12 protein-coding genes are annotated in these 13,635 nt (G+C 72.6%); 7 read left to right on the top strand and 5 right to left on the bottom strand.

Going from position 1 to position 13,635, the window contains the following annotated elements; genetic code table 11:
* The first annotated feature begins 129 nt into the window (after nucleotides 1-129).
* On the top strand, nucleotides 130-2,730 hold the full coding sequence (locus tag FHU30_RS03640; protein WP_253871913.1) for a phosphoenolpyruvate carboxylase: 2,601 nt from the start codon (nucleotides 130-132) through the stop codon (nucleotides 2,728-2,730).
* 61 nt (nucleotides 2,731-2,791) lie between these two features.
* Here FHU30_RS03640 and FHU30_RS03635 read toward each other — a convergent pair whose 3' ends face one another.
* Nucleotides 2,792-3,232 carry a winged helix-turn-helix transcriptional regulator gene (locus FHU30_RS03635; RefSeq protein WP_253871416.1) on the bottom strand — a complete coding sequence of 147 codons (441 nt, stop codon included), beginning with the start codon at nucleotides 3,230-3,232 and terminating at the stop codon, nucleotides 2,792-2,794.
* A 38-nt stretch (nucleotides 3,233-3,270) separates the two neighbouring features.
* On the opposite strand from FHU30_RS03635, the gene FHU30_RS03630 reads away from it, so the two are divergent.
* Nucleotides 3,271-4,884: an MFS transporter gene (locus FHU30_RS03630; protein ID WP_253871414.1), complete on the top strand. Its 1,614-nt coding sequence runs from the start codon at nucleotides 3,271-3,273 to the stop codon at nucleotides 4,882-4,884.
* A gap of 82 nt (nucleotides 4,885-4,966) precedes the next feature.
* Here FHU30_RS03630 and FHU30_RS03625 read toward each other — a convergent pair whose 3' ends face one another.
* Complete coding sequence (locus tag FHU30_RS03625; RefSeq protein ID WP_253871412.1) at nucleotides 4,967-5,755, bottom strand: enoyl-CoA hydratase/isomerase family protein; 789 nt, start codon at nucleotides 5,753-5,755, stop codon at nucleotides 4,967-4,969.
* A 62-nt stretch (nucleotides 5,756-5,817) separates the two neighbouring features.
* Between FHU30_RS03625 and FHU30_RS03620 the strand changes: the two genes are divergently transcribed.
* From FHU30_RS03620 to FHU30_RS03605, 4 genes are all read left to right on the top strand, one after another.
* Nucleotides 5,818-6,675: a biotin--[acetyl-CoA-carboxylase] ligase gene (locus tag FHU30_RS03620; protein ID WP_253871410.1), complete on the top strand. Its 858-nt coding sequence runs from the start codon at nucleotides 5,818-5,820 to the stop codon at nucleotides 6,673-6,675.
* 45 nt (nucleotides 6,676-6,720) lie between these two features.
* Nucleotides 6,721-7,737 (top strand): adenylate/guanylate cyclase domain-containing protein, encoded by a 1,017-nt coding sequence (locus FHU30_RS03615; RefSeq protein ID WP_253871905.1) that lies wholly within the window; start codon nucleotides 6,721-6,723, stop codon nucleotides 7,735-7,737.
* Nucleotides 7,738-7,906: 169 nt separating this feature from the next.
* The gene (uppS, locus tag FHU30_RS03610; protein ID WP_308211174.1) at nucleotides 7,907-8,629 is read left to right on the top strand and encodes a polyprenyl diphosphate synthase; all 723 of its coding nucleotides are present in this window, start codon (nucleotides 7,907-7,909) and stop codon (nucleotides 8,627-8,629) included.
* The gene (locus FHU30_RS03605) at nucleotides 8,626-10,125 is read left to right on the top strand and encodes an oxygenase MpaB family protein (protein ID WP_253871406.1); all 1,500 of its coding nucleotides are present in this window, start codon (nucleotides 8,626-8,628) and stop codon (nucleotides 10,123-10,125) included. Before uppS ends, FHU30_RS03605 begins: the two co-directional genes overlap by 4 nt.
* Before the next feature lie 91 nt (nucleotides 10,126-10,216).
* Here the strand turns inward: FHU30_RS03605 and FHU30_RS03600 are convergent, their stop codons facing one another.
* The gene (locus FHU30_RS03600; protein ID WP_253871398.1) at nucleotides 10,217-10,801 is read right to left on the bottom strand and encodes a TetR/AcrR family transcriptional regulator; all 585 of its coding nucleotides are present in this window, start codon (nucleotides 10,799-10,801) and stop codon (nucleotides 10,217-10,219) included.
* Between the two features lie 84 nt (nucleotides 10,802-10,885).
* On the opposite strand from FHU30_RS03600, the gene FHU30_RS03595 reads away from it, so the two are divergent.
* The gene (locus FHU30_RS03595; protein ID WP_253871396.1) at nucleotides 10,886-11,728 is read left to right on the top strand and encodes an SDR family oxidoreductase; all 843 of its coding nucleotides are present in this window, start codon (nucleotides 10,886-10,888) and stop codon (nucleotides 11,726-11,728) included.
* A gap of 18 nt (nucleotides 11,729-11,746) precedes the next feature.
* Here the strand turns inward: FHU30_RS03595 and FHU30_RS03590 are convergent, their stop codons facing one another.
* Together FHU30_RS03590 and bfr are read right to left on the bottom strand one after the other, a co-directional pair.
* Nucleotides 11,747-12,964, bottom strand: a complete 1,218-nt coding sequence (locus FHU30_RS03590) for a GNAT family N-acetyltransferase (protein WP_253871395.1) — start codon at nucleotides 12,962-12,964, stop codon at nucleotides 11,747-11,749.
* Between the two features lie 166 nt (nucleotides 12,965-13,130).
* Complete coding sequence (gene bfr / locus FHU30_RS03585; RefSeq protein ID WP_253871393.1) at nucleotides 13,131-13,628, bottom strand: bacterioferritin; 498 nt, start codon at nucleotides 13,626-13,628, stop codon at nucleotides 13,131-13,133.
* Between the last annotated feature and the right edge of the window lie 7 nt (nucleotides 13,629-13,635).

Below are 13,635 nucleotides of genomic sequence, written 5' to 3'. Positions count from 1 at the left end.
ATGTTCGCCTTCCCGGAAGAGCCGGGTGAGGATGCCCGCTTTTAGGGGGACGCAGTGGTCCTGGCCTCTGGACCTGCTCACTAGTCTGGCCACGTGGCTGACAAGACGCGTGAAACGCTGCGGCAGGACATGCCCGACGCCCTGCGCCGGGACGTCCGGCTGCTCGGTGCCATGCTCGGAGACGGGCTCGTCGAGTTCGGCGGGCCGGACCTGCTCTCCGACGTCGAGAGACTGCGCCACGCCGTGATCGCCGCCAGGCGCGGCGAGGCGGGCGCGGACGAGCCCGCCGCCATCGTGGCCGGCTGGTCCCTGGAACGCGCCGGGCTCGTCGCCCGCGCCTTCACCGTGTACTTCCACCTCACCAACCTGGCCGAGGAGCACCACCGCATCCGGACGCTCCGGGAGCGGGACGCGCGCGGCGCCGCCGTGTCCGGCTCGGTGGCCGCGGCGGTCGAGGCCGTCCGGTCGGAGTCGGGCGAGCAGCGCCTCGCCGCGATGGTGGACGGGCTGGAGTTCCGCCCGGTCTTCACCGCGCACCCGACCGAGGCCCGCCGGCGCGCGGTCGTGACGTCCATCCAGCGGATCAGCGACCTGCTGTTCGCGCTGGACGGCCAGGCCGAGGACGGCGCCGAGCACGCCGAGACCGAGCGCCGCATGCGCGAGGAGATCGACCTGCTCTGGCGCACCGCGCTGCGCCGGCACACCCAGATGGACCCGCTGGACGAGGTCCGCACCGCGATGGCCGCGTTCGACGAGACGATCTTCCGGGTCGTCCCGCGGATCTACCGGACGCTGGACGCCGCGCTGGACGACGGCCGCACCGGCACCCGCCCGCCGCGGGTCCGCCCGTACCTGCGATTCGGGTCCTGGATCGGCGGCGACCGGGACGGCAACCCGTACGTGACCGCGCAGGTCACCCGGGAGGCCGTGATGATCCAGTCGGAGCACGTGCTGCGCGCGCTCGCCACGATGGCGACCCGGATCGGCCGCGAGCTGACCGTCAGCGACTTCACCACCCGCGCCTCGGACGGCCTGCGCGCCGCGCTCGGCGCCGCCCGCACCGCGAACCCGGTGCACCTCGCCGAGATCGCCAAGCGCTCCCCGGACGAGCCGCACCGCCAGTTCCTGCTGCACGTCTCGGACCGGATCACCGCGACGCTGGAGCGGAACGCCGACCTCGCCTACGCCAACCCGGACGAGCTGCTCGCCGACCTGGCCGTCCTGCAGGAGTCGCTCGCCGAGGGCGGCGCGACGCGGCAGGCGTACGGGCGCGTCCAGGACCTGATCTGGCAGGTCGAGACGTTCGGGTTCCACCTGGCCGAGCTGGAGATCCGGCAGCATTCGGAGCTGCACGAGAAGGCGCTCGACGAGGTCCGGTCGGGCGGCCCGCGCAGCGAGATGACCGAGGAGATCCTCGACACGCTGCGCGTGGTCGGCTGGATCCAGCGGCGGTTCGGCGAGGCGGCCTGCCGCCGCTACGTCGTCTCGTTCACGCGCTCCGCGCAGGACATCGCGAACGTGCACGAGCTGGCCGCGACGCTCGGCGACGACGCGCCCGTCCTCGACGTGATCCCGCTGTTCGAGACCGGCGAGGACCTGGAGCGCGCGCCGTCGGTGCTGGCGGGGATGCTGGAGATCCCGGCCGTCCGCAAGCGCCTGGACGACACCGGACGCCGCATGGAGGTCATGCTCGGCTACTCCGACTCGGCCAAGCAGCTCGGCCCGACCTCGGCGACCCTGCGGCTGTACGACACGCAGGAGGCGCTCGCCGCGTTCGCCGCCGAGCATGACATCACGCTCACTCTCTTCCACGGCCGCGGCGGCTCCCTCGGACGCGGCGGAGGCCCGGCGAACCGGGCGATCCTGGCGCAGGCCCCCGGCTCGGTCGCGGGCCGGTTCAAGGTCACCGAGCAGGGCGAGGTGATCTTCGCCCGGTACGGCCAGCCGCAGATCGCGCTGCGCCACCTGGAGCAGGTCACCAACGCGGTCCTGCTCGCGTCCACCGACGCCGTCCAGCACCGGGCGCGCGAGGCCGCGGCGCGGTTCCGGCCGCTCGCCGACCGGATCAGCGACGCGGCCCGCGAGTCGTTCCGGTCGCTGATCGAGACCGAGGGGTTCGCGTCCTGGTTCGGGCGGGTCAGCCCGCTGGAGGAGATCGCCGAGCTGCGCATCGGGTCCCGCCCGTCCCGGCGGAAGGCCGCGCGCGGCCTGGAGGACCTGCGCGCCATCCCGTGGGTGTTCGCCTGGACGCAGACCCGCGTGAACCTGCCCGGCTGGTACGGCCTGGGCAGCGGCCTCGCGGCGGTCTCCGACGACGGCCGCGCGCTGGACGAGCTGCGCGAGGCGTACGCCGAGTGGCCGCTGTTCCAGACGCTCCTGGACAACGCGGAGATGAGCCTCGCCAAGACCGACCGCGCGATCGCCGAGCGCTACCTCGCGCTGGGCGAGCGCCCGGAGATGACCTCGGCGGTGCTTGAGGAGTACGACCGGACGCGCCGCCTCGTCCTCGCCGTCACCGGGCACGAGCTGCTGCTGGAGAACCGCCGCGTCCTGTCGCGCGCGGTCGAGCTGCGCAACCCGTACGTGGACGCGCTGTCCCACCTCCAGCTCCGCGCCCTGGAGGCCCTGCGCTCCGGCACGGTCACCGACGAGTCCGAGCTGGCGCACCTGGAAGACCTGCTGCTGCTCTCGGTCAACGGCGTCGCCGCCGGCCTCCAGAACACCGGCTGACCTTCGGGTTTTCTGAGCGCCCCCGTCGATCCCGGCGGGGGCGCTCGTCGTTTCGGTCGCGTCACACCTTCTCGACGTGCGTCTCCTCCGGACGGACGGGGTGACCTCCCGCGTCGCGGATCTCGATGGGCGCCAGCGGACGGCCGTCCTGGCCGAGCAGCTCGGAGTGCGCTTCGCCGGGCTCGAACGAGTGCCGCTCGCCCCACTGGCGCAGGGCCACGATCACGGGGAACAGGTCGCGTCCCTTCGCGGTCAGCGCGTACTCCTGGTAGGCGCTGCCGTCCGAGGCGGGGACGAGCTCCAGGATGCCCGCCTCGACCAGCGCGCGCAGCCGCGCGGACAGGATGTTCTTCGCCACGCCCAGGCTGCGCTGGAACTCGCCGAACCGGCGGCTGCCGTCGAAGGCGTCCCGGACGATCAGCAGGGACCACCAGTCGCCGATCGCGTCCACCGACCGCGCCACCGGGCACGTGCTGCCGTCCAGCCTCGTTCTCCGCACCATGGTTGCAAGATGCTACCAGATGCGCCTACGGTCATCCGGTGGCAACTTGCAACCAGATAGGTCCGTCCCGAGCGGTCACCGCGCTGTTCGCCGTCGCTGCCGGGACGGCCGTCGCGAACGTCTACTTCGCCCAGCCTCTACTCGCGACGCTCGGCGGCGAGTTCGGCATCGGCGACTCGGCCGTGGGGGCCGTCGTCACGGCCACGCAGGCCGGCTACGGCCTCGGGCTCCTCCTGCTCGTCCCGCTGGGGGACGCGCTGGACCGGCGGCGGCTCGTCCCGGCGCAGCTCGTCCTGCTGGCGGCGGCGCTGGCCCTGCTCGGCACGGCCACTCGCGTCCCGGTCCTGTTCGCGTCCGCCGCGGCGGTCGGGCTCCTGGCCGTGGTCACGCAGACGCTCGTCGCGGCGGCCGCGTCCCTCGCGCCCCCTTCCGCGCGCGGACGCGTCGTAGGCCAGGTGACCAGCGGGATCGTCGTCGGCATCCTGCTCGCCCGGACGGTCTCGGGCATCCTCGCCGACCTGGCCGGATGGCGCGCGGTCTACCTCCTCTCCGCCGCCGCAACCACCGTCCTGGCCCTCCTCCTGCACCGCGCCCTCCCCGCCCAAGAACCTCAGCCGGGAAGCGGGTATCCGGGGTTGGTCTGGTCGACGGTCGTGCTGTTCGCGCGGGAGCCGCTGCTGAGGGCGCGGGGGCTGCTCGCGATGCTGATCTTCGCGGCGTTCGGCAGCCTGTGGAGTTGCGTGGCGCTGCCGCTGACCGAGCTGGGCCTCTCGCGGACGGCGATCGGCGCGTTCGGGCTGGCCGGGGCGGCGGGCGCGCTCGCCGCGGCGCCCGCCGGACGCCTGCACGACCGCGGTCTCGGCGTCCGGACGACCACGGCCGCGCTCGTCCTGCTGGCGGTGTCGTGGGTGCCGATGGCGTTCGTCCGGCAGTCGCTCTGGGCGCTGGCGCTCGGCGCGATCCTGCTGGACCTGGCCGTGCAGGCCGTCCACGTGACGAGCCAGAGCATGATCTACACGCGCCGTCCGGACGCGGGCAGCCGCGTGATCGGCGGGTACATGGCGTTCTACTCGGTCGGCAGCGCCACCGGGGCGGCCGCCTCGACGGCCCTCTACGCGGCCTTCGGCTGGTCCACGGTGTGCGTCCTGGGCGCGGTGTTCAGCGTGGCGGCGCTCGGAGTGTCCAGAATGGGACTTTCAGTCGAGAGGAACCCCATGACCGAGATCAGGCCCGCCCGGCCGTCCGACCGTCCCGACGTCGAGCGCGTGGTCCAGGCGGCCTACGCGCCCTGGACCGAGATCATCGGGACGCCGCCGCTGCCGCTGTCGTCCGACTACGCGGCGCTGATCGAGGCCGGGCGGGTCTTCGTCCTGGACGACCTGTCGGGCCTGATCGTCCTCATCCCCGAGGACGGCCGGCTGCTGGTGGACAACGTCGCGGTCGACCCGTCCCACCAGGGCGAGGGGCTCGGCAGCAGGCTGCTCGACTATGCCGAGGACAGGGCCCGCGAGCTCGGCCTGCCGGCCCTTCGCCTGATCACCAACGAGAAGATGACCAGCAACATCTCCCGCTACGAGCGGCGCGGCTACCGCGAGACCGGCCGCGAGTCCATCCAGGGGCGGCACGCCGTCCACATGTCCAAAACCCTCTAATCGGACGCGCGTCCCGTCCGGACGGCACCGCTCAGCGACGTCGGAGGCCGGTGCCACCGGCCTCCGACGCGGACGGAGCGGGTCAGGACGGGTCGGGCCAGTTCGGCTTGCGCTTCTCGTTGAAGGCGGCGATGCCCTCGCGGCGGTCGGGGGAGAAGGCGACCGTGCGCCAGGCGTTCTCCTCGACGTCCAGGGCGGCTTCGAGCGGGAGGTCGCCGCCGAGGCGCATGGCGCGCTTGGCCGCGCGGACGCCCGTCGGGGAGTTCCGCGCGATCAGCGAGGCGACCGCCAGCGCCTCGGCGCGGGCCTCGCCGCGCGGGACGAGCCGGTCGACCAGGCCGAACTCGGCGGCCTCGTCCGCGGCGAGCCGGCGGCCGGTCAGGACCAGGTCGGCGGCGCGGCCGGAGCCGAGCTTGCGCAGCGCGAGCTGGGTGCCGCCGCCGCCCGGCAGGAGCCCGACGCTCACCTCGGGCAGGCCGAAGACGGCCGACTCGTCCGCCACGATCATGTCGCAGGACAGCGCGAACTCGCAGCCGCCGCCCAGCGCGTAGCCGTGCACGGCCGCCACGACCGGCTGCGGCAGGTTCAGCACGCCGCCGAAGGCCGCGCGGAACACCGGCCGCTGGGCCAGGATCTCGGCGTCGGTCATGGCGTTGCGTTCCTTCAGGTCGGCGCCCACGCAGAACGCCTTGTCGCCCGAGGCCGACAGCACGACGGCGCGGATCCCGCCGTCCGCGGCGACCTCCGCGCACACCGCTCCCAGCCGCCGCGCCATCGCGGTCGACAGGGCGTTCAGGGCCTCGGGGCGGTCGAGAACGATCTCGGCCACGTGTTCATTCTGCTTGTCGCGCTTCAGCGTCACTCCGTCCACGAGTGCACCTTAGATCGCGTGCTGCCGATGGGCGACGCGGCGGGGTGGGGTTGGATGGTGGCGTGACTCGATATGGCGATCTGGAGAGGCCGCCGCTCCATGAGGCGGCGCTCGCGCGCGCGCTCGTCCGGCCCGGTGGGCTGTGGCGGAGCGTCCGCGTGGTGGAGGAGACCGGCTCGACCAACGCGGACCTGGCCGACCTCGCGCGCGCGGGGGAGGACGAGGGCCTGCTGCTCGCGACCGAGCTGCAGACCGCTGGACGCGGGCGCCTCGGCCGCACGTGGACCGCGCCCGCCCGCTCCGGGCTGGCGTTCTCGATGCTGCTCAAGCCGGACGTCCCGGCGGCGCGGCTGCCGTGGGTGACGCTGCTGACCGGTGTGGCGGTCGCGTCCGCGGTGCGCAGGCTCACCGGGTTCGGCGAGATCGGGGACCGGTTCTTCCCCGGAGCGGACGGCGACGAGCACGTTGAGGCCAGGCTGAAGTGGCCGAACGACGTGCTGGTCGGGGACCGCAAGCTCGCCGGGATCCTGGTCGAGAAGGTCGGCGACGCGGTCGTCGTCGGTGTCGGCCTGAACGTCTCGCTGCGCGAGGACGAGCTGCCCGTGCCGACCGCGACGTCCCTCGCCATCGAGGGCGCGCCGCTGTCGGACCGCGCGCCGCTGCTGCGCGCCGTCGCCCGCGAGGTCGAGGGCCGCTACCGGGAGTGGACGGCGGCGTCCGGCGACCCCGAGGTGTGCGGCCTGCGCGCCGACTACCGCGAGCTGTGCGCCACGCTCGGCCGCGAGGTCCGGGTGGAACTTCCCGGCGGCGCGGAACTACTCGGCACCGCCCGCGACGTTGACTTCGAAGGAAGGCTGGTCGTGGCCGGTCCGGACGGCGTCCGGCCGGTCAGCGCGGGCGACGTGGTGCATGTGCGCTGAGCGGCGCGATCCGCCACGATGTGTCGCGTGACCTTGGAGGGGGAGATGTCGGACGCGGGCCTGCCGGACCCCAAGGAGATCGAGGAGCTGCTGCTCGGCGGCGAGCTGAGGTACACCCGGGTGGACGCCGTGCGGCTGTCGGGGATCCCGGCCGAGTTCGCCCGGCGGCTGTGGCGGGCGTTCGGCTACCCGTCCATGCCGGAGGACGCGGTCGCCTACACCGAGGGCGACGTCGCGGCGCTGTGCCGCATCCGCCGCCTGATGGACGACGGCGTGCTCGACCAGGAGGGCGTGATCCGGCTCGTCCGGGCGTTCGGGCAGACCATGACCCGGCTCGCCGAGTGGCAGGTCAACCTGCTGAGCGCGATGCTCGTGTCGGACCCGCAGGAGCAGCCGTCCGCCGAGGTCGTGTCGTCCATCGTGGACATCGCCGAGAAGCACATCGACGAGTTCGAGCCGCTGGTCGTGCACGCCTGGCGGCGCCAGCTCGCCGCCGCCGGCACCCGCGCCATGGCCGCCGCCGCGTCCCGCGAGGCCGAGGGCGCGGAGGGCCCGCTGCTGCCCGGCCGGCTGGTCACCACGGTTGGCTTCGCCGACATGGTCTCCTTCACCCAGATGAGCCGCGAGCTGGACGAGATCGAGCTGGCCCGCGTCGTGGAGTGGTTCGAGGAGACCGCCGCCGACATCATCGCGACCTGCGGCGGGCGCCTGGTCAAGACCCTCGGCGACGAGGTCCTGTTCGCCGGCGACACCCCCGAGACCGGCGCGGAGATCGCGCTCTCGGTCGCCGCCGCGATCCAGGACGAGACGGAGATCCCGGACGTCCGGGTGGGGGTCGCGCACGGGCCCGTCCTGCCGCTGATGGGCGACGTCTTCGGCACCACGGTCAACCTCGCCGCCCGCCTGACCGCCCTCGCCCGTCCCGGCACCGTCGTCATCGACCAGTCCCTGGCGGAGTCGCTGGACGGCAACGAGAACTACAACATCACCAGCATGGTCCGGCGGCCCGTCCAGGGCCTCGGCATCATCCAGCCGTACGTCCTCCGCCGAACCAAGCCCTGACAACCCTCCGCCGAACCGAACCCTGACCGCGCGCTCGCGTTTTGCGTCCTCGGCGTGCGGAGTCGGCCACATGGCCGTCACTGAGCGGATGTAAATCGTCGCTAAACGCAGTGCCGGGCCGAGTCCGGGCTGATGCTTGGGGGGTGGACGTCGAGGGGGTGAGCCCCGGGTGAGTGCGCCTCTTCATGTGGCTTGCGTGATGGACGGGAACGGGCGTTGGGCCGAGCAGCGGCACCTGCCCAGAACGGCCGGGCACCGGGCGGCGGAGTCGGCCGTGATCGACGTGATCGAGGCCTCGCGGACCGCCGGAGTGCGGTGGCTCAGCCTTTACGCGTTCTCCACCGAGAACTGGCGCCGGCCGGATGACGAGATCGACTTCCTCATGGGCCTCGTCCGGCGGACGCTGCGGAAACACGCCCTTTCGATGTGCGCGCGCGGCATCCGGTGCCGGTTTCTCGGAGTTTCCGATCCGCGAATCCCGGTGGGGCTGGCGCGCGACATGGCCGACCTCATGGAACTGACGCGCGACAACAGCGGAATGACGCTCACGATCGCGTTCGACCACGGCGGACGGCGTGACATCGTGGAGGCCGCGCGGGCGCTGATCAGGGAGCGGGTCCCCGCGGACGAGGTCGACGAGCGCAGTTTCGCCGCGCACCTGCCGTGCCCCGACACCCCGGACGTCGACCTGGTCATCCGGACGTCCGGGGAGCAGCGCATCTCCAACTTCATGCTCTGGCAGGTCGCCTACGCCGAATGGGTGTTCCCCGAGATGCTCTGGCCCGACTTCCGCGCCGAGCATTTCCTGGAATGCCTGCGCGCCTACCGGAAACGCGAGCGCCGGTTCGGCGACGTCCGGTCGCCGACCCCGATGGTGAAAGGGAGCCGATGACCGCTGACGCGACCGCCACCGATCCTGACCTGTCGCTTCTCGGACCGGGATCGATGCTGCACGGATACTGCCACGAAGTGCGCTGGGGAATGGCCGTCGTCCGGGCGACGGTGCTGGAGGCCGCGCATCCGCAGATCGGCGCGGCGCTGGTCGAGAACTCGACGTTCGTCGCCCATCCGTGGCGGCGGGTGTTCAACACGCTCGGGAGCGTCCAGCGGATTCTGGACGCCGATCCGGAGGTCCGCGACAGGGAGGCGGACCGGCTCAACCGGATGCACCACCGCATTTCCGGTACCGACGAGCACGGGCGTTCGTACAGCGCCATGGATCCGGACGCCCGGGCCTGGGTCGTGGCGTCGCTCTTCGAATCGACCGTCGAGCTGAACCGGATGAGCGGCCTTTCCATGAACGGCCCCGCGATGGAAAGGCTCTATGCCGAGTTCCGGGCCTTCCTGAGCGTGCTGGAAGGCGACGCCGACCACCTGCCCGCGACGTCGGCGGAGTTCTGGCCCTACTTCGACGACATGATCGTCCGGGGGCTGGAGAACACCGAGGCGATGCGGATCATCCTGTTCGAGCTGTTCGGCCGGATGCCCGCGCCGCCGCTGCTGCGCGGCCACCCCGCCTTCTGGGCGGCGAGCCGGGTGATGGCCGGGCCGGTGATCGCCGAGTTCCTCAAGGCGTCGCTGCCCGACGCGCTCCGCCGCCGGGCCGGGCTGGGCGAGACGCCCGGCTCGCAGATCCTGGCGCGCGGCGTCTACCTGGGCACGGGCGTCGCGTCCCGGCTGCTGCCGCCGGCGTGGACGCGGACCGACACGGTGGTCGGCCTCCTCGACCCCACCCGCGCGGACGGCCCGGGCGGGCAGCTCCTGACGACCCTGCGGCGGCAGCAGGCGCGCGCCGCGGCCCTGCTCCGGCTGCTGACGCCGCTCGCGTCCGAGCGGTCCGCGTCCGAGGGGAGCGCGGCGCGCTCGGCCGAGCGGTTCTTCGCCGAGGTGCTCGACCAGACCGGCGACGGCTACGTGTCCTGGCCCGACCTCGCCGCGATGGCCCGGGAGGTCGCGTCCCGGCTCGACCTCGACGCGGACGCCGAGGAGCGCCTCTTCGACGCGTTCGCCGCCTGGTGGCGGGAGCTGGCGTCCGCGCTGGACGCCGACCGGGACGGCCGGGTCAGCCGCGAGGAGTACGCCGGCGCCGCGTCCTCGCTGGCCAGCCCCGCCCTGGTCGCGGTCGCCGAAGTCCTCTTCGACACGGCCGACACCGACGGCGACCAGACGATCAGCGCCGAGGAGTACAAAGCCCTCTTCCGGACCGCCTTCCCCCGAACCCCGCCGGCTCCGCGCGACGGCGCCGCCCACGATGCGACGCCGGCTGGCGCCGGTGTCCGCAACGGTGACGCGTCCTATTCGCGAAGCCGGTTCATCCGCGAGTTCTTGGACTTCATGGCGGGGCGCCGGGCATCGGCGGGTTACGACTCGCTGCTCAGCCAGCCTTGACCGCTCTCCGCGACGCTGTGCCTGGCCGGTGAGCGAGGTCAGGCGTGGTCGCTCAGGGCCGCTGGGAAGCCGGGCCGCTTCTGGCGGTTCGCTAGGGCTGGGTCAGGGAGTCGATCCACCTGGTGAGGGCGGCGCTCTGGCGGGTCATGATTTCGGGGTCGCGTAGGGCATTGGCCAGGACGGACATGCCCTGGTAGGCGCCGACGAAGGAGAGTGCCAGGTCTTCCGGGGCGTCCAGGCCGAGTTCGCGGAACTGCTTCTCCGACCAGGCGAGCAGGAGGCGCATGACGCGTCCTGCTTCCTGCGTCAGCTCGTCGTCCTCGCGTTTGCTCAGCTCGGTGGCGAGGGATCCGGTCGGGCAGCCGTAGCGGGCGGCCGTCTCGCGCTGGTCGACCCACGCGGCGACCATGGCCTTGAGCCGCTGGCGAGGGCTGGGCAGCTTGCCGAGCGTCTCGGTGAGCACGGACAGGTGCTCGGCGTGCTCGGAGAGAGCGGCCTGGACCAGGTCGTCCTTCGTCTTGAAGTAGTAGTAGACGTTCCCGACCGGCACGTCCGCGGCCTTGGCGATGTCGGCGATCGTCGTGCGCTCCGCGCCCTGGTGGTGGACGACCTCGGCGGCGGCGGCCGTGAGGCGGCGCCGCTTGTCCGTGCCCCGCGCCCTCGTTGAGTTGGTCACCTAACTGACTATAGACAACCCCCGGCCCGGTCGTGCTAGCGTCTGCGTTGTCAGTCAGTCAGCTAACTAACTTGGGAGAACGACATGATCGTGGTGACCGGAGCGACGGGCAACGTCGGCGGCGCGCTCGTGCGGATCCTCGCGGCGGACGGCGCGCAGGTGACGGCGACGTCCCGGAACATCTCGGCGGCGGACGTCCCGGACGGCGTCCGCCACGTCCGCTCGGACCTGGCCGACCCCGACGGCATGCGGACCGTCCTGGACGGCGCGGAGGCGCTGTTCTTCCAGAGCGGCACCGCCGCGCACCTGATCGACGCGCGCGCCGTCCTCGACGCGGCGAAGGCGGGCGGCGTCCGGCGCGTCGTCCTGCTGTCCTCGCAGGGCGTGGGGACCCGCCCGGACTCGGCCTCGCACGGCGTCGTCGGCAAGGCCATCGAGGACGCCGTCCTCGACTCGGGCCTGGACTGGACGATCCTGCGGCCCGGCGGCTTCGCCTCCAACAGCTACGCGTACGCCGAGTCCGTCCGCGCCTCGCGGACCGTCGCCGCGCCTTTCGGGGACGTCGGAATCCCGGTCATCGACCCGTCCGACATCGCGGCGGTCGGCGCGTCCGCCCTCCGCGAGGACGGCCACACCGGCCAGATCTACGAGCTGACCGGGCCCGCGCTCGTCTCGCCGAAGCAGCAGGCCGAGGCCATCGCGGCCGCGATCGGCGAGCCCGTCCAGTTCGTGGAGCTCACCCGCGAGCAGGCGCGCGAGCACATGACGCAGTTCATGCCGGAGGCCGTCGCCGACACGACGCTGACCATCCTCGGCGAGCCCAACGACGCCGAACTGCGCATCAGCCCGGACGTCGAGCGCGTTATCGGCCGTGCCCCGGGAACCTTCGCCGACTGGGCCGCCCGCAACGCCGCCGCCTTCCGCTGACGCTCCGATCAGCCGGGCTCAGCCGGCGAAGCGGAAGCCCAGCGACTCGTAGAGGCGGCCGGCGCGGGCGTTGTCCTCGGTCACCGCGAGCGAGAGCACCTGGTGGCCCTGGGCGGCGAGGGCGTGCATGGACGCCGCGACGAGGCGGCGTCCCAGGCCGCGTCCGGTGTGCTCGGGCGAGGTGAACAGGTAGGCGAGGAGCGGGACGCCCTTCCACAGGGTGACCAGGGCGGCGGCGGTCGGGCGGCCCTGGTCGTCCACGGCGACGAACGACGCGGACGGCACGAACTCGCCGCGCTCGCCGTCGTAGACCAGCCCGATCTCCTCGACGGCGGCGCCCACGTCCTCGCCCGCGTCCTCCTCGTCGGGCGTCCCCTGGTAGGCGTGCCACATCAGATCGCCCAACACAGGGATGTCGGCCGGGACCGGATTCCGGAACCCGGACGCGTCGAGCGGCGGCAGGTCGTTCAGGGAGGCGTCCATCCGGAACCGCCGAGGCCCGTCCGCAACCGGCTCCGCCTCGACCACCGCCTCCGGCAACTCCGCTTCGACCGTAGCCGCCGTCAGCTCCGCTTCTACCGCCTCCGATAGTTCTGCTTCTTCGGCGTTCGGCAGGGACGGCTCGGGATGCGGCGAGTGCGGAGCGGGCTCGGTGGGGGTCAGGGCGGCGAAGGCCTGGTCGATGAGGGCGGCGTGATCGCGGGTGCCGTCGGAGCGGAGCCATTCGCGGGTCGCGGCGTCCACCGCGGCGCAGGCGGCGGCCGTCAGGAGGTCGGCGGTGAAGGCGTCGAGCGCGGTGCCCGGACGGACGAGCAGAGCGGCCGAGATCAAAGCGCGCAACTCATCGCGTTTCTGGTGGAGACGGGCGCGTAGCGACGGTGTCGTATCGACCAACCGGAGCGCGTCCAGCCGGTTCCGCGCGGTGTGGATGCGGGGCTCCCACTCGCGCAGGACGAGCCGGAGCGTGTCCCACGGGTCCTCGCCGCCGGGACGCGAGCGGATCTCGCCGGCGATCTGCTCGGCGAACTCCTCGACGTCCCCGAGGAGGACGTCCTCCTTGGCCGGGAAGTACCGGAAGAAGCTGCGCTTGGACAGGCCGCCCGCAGCGGCGATGTCCTCGACCGTGGTCGCGTCGTAGCCGCGCTGCACGAACATCCCGAGCGCCAGGTCGGCCAGCTCCCGCCGCACGGCCCGGCGCGTCCGCTCCCGAAGCCCCAGCGTCTCCGCTCCGCTCATGCACCAAGCGTACTTTGCGCACCCAGGGGACGCTTATGGCATCAAGTGCCACAAGTGCGAGGGTTGTGCCCGTTGAGCCCGCCGGGCGAAGGGCGTGGGCGTTCGGGGTCGGCGGCGTGGGCCCGGCACGCGGCGCGGTGGTGGGTCGGCGTGCCGGGACGCGCTCTCAGCCGGCGCTCGGGCCGCCCTCGCCGGGCGACTCGGTGAGACGCTGCAGGTAGTTCTGCTCGCCGAGCATCTCCACCAGGCCGAGCTCGGTCTCCAGGTAGTCGATGTGCTGCTCCTCGTCCGCGAGGATGTCCTCGAAGATCCGCGCGGACGTGACGTCCCCGCGGGAGCGCATGAGCTCGATGCCCGGACGCAGCCGCGCGACGGCCTCCAGCTCGATCTGCAGGTCGGCCTTGAGCTGCTCGACGATCGTCTGCCCGATGCGGAGCGTGCCGATCTTCTGGTAGTTCGGCAGGCCCTCCAGGAACAGGATGCGGTCGGTCAGCCGCTCGGCGTGCCGCATCTCGTCGATGGACTCGTCCCGGGTGTGCTTGGCCATCCGGCCGAAACCCCAGTTCTCCTGCATCTTCGAGTGCAGGAAGTACTGGTTGATCGCGGTCAGCTCCGCGGTGAGCTGCTCGTTCAGCAGCGCGATGATGTCCTTGTCGCCTTCCATGCCCGCC

This window comes from Actinomadura rupiterrae, assembly GCF_024172125.1.
In the GTDB taxonomy this organism is placed as follows: domain Bacteria; phylum Actinomycetota; class Actinomycetes; order Streptosporangiales; family Streptosporangiaceae; genus Spirillospora; species Spirillospora rupiterrae.
Note: the sequence above shows the minus strand (reverse complement) of the source record. Positions and strands in the feature narration are given on the sequence as shown.

What these genes read in the sequence shown, in the direction of transcription:
- FHU30_RS03615 (WP_253871905.1), top strand. Translation starts at nt 6,721, where the DNA reads ATGTCGGACGCGGGCCTGCCGGACCCCAAGGAGATCGAGGAGCTGCTG.
- FHU30_RS03605 (WP_253871406.1), top strand. Translation starts at nt 8,626, where the DNA reads ATGACCGCTGACGCGACCGCCACCGATCCTGACCTGTCGCTTCTCGGA.
- FHU30_RS03640 (WP_253871913.1), top strand. Translation starts at nt 130, where the DNA reads ATGCCCGACGCCCTGCGCCGGGACGTCCGGCTGCTCGGTGCCATGCTC.
- FHU30_RS03595 (WP_253871396.1), top strand. Translation starts at nt 10,886, where the DNA reads ATGATCGTGGTGACCGGAGCGACGGGCAACGTCGGCGGCGCGCTCGTG.
- FHU30_RS03590 (WP_253871395.1), bottom strand. Translation starts at nt 12,964, where the DNA reads ATGAGCGGAGCGGAGACGCTGGGGCTTCGGGAGCGGACGCGCCGGGCC.
- bfr (WP_253871393.1), bottom strand. Translation starts at nt 13,628, where the DNA reads ATGGAAGGCGACAAGGACATCATCGCGCTGCTGAACGAGCAGCTCACC.
- FHU30_RS03635 (WP_253871416.1), bottom strand. Translation starts at nt 3,232, where the DNA reads ATGGTGCGGAGAACGAGGCTGGACGGCAGCACGTGCCCGGTGGCGCGG.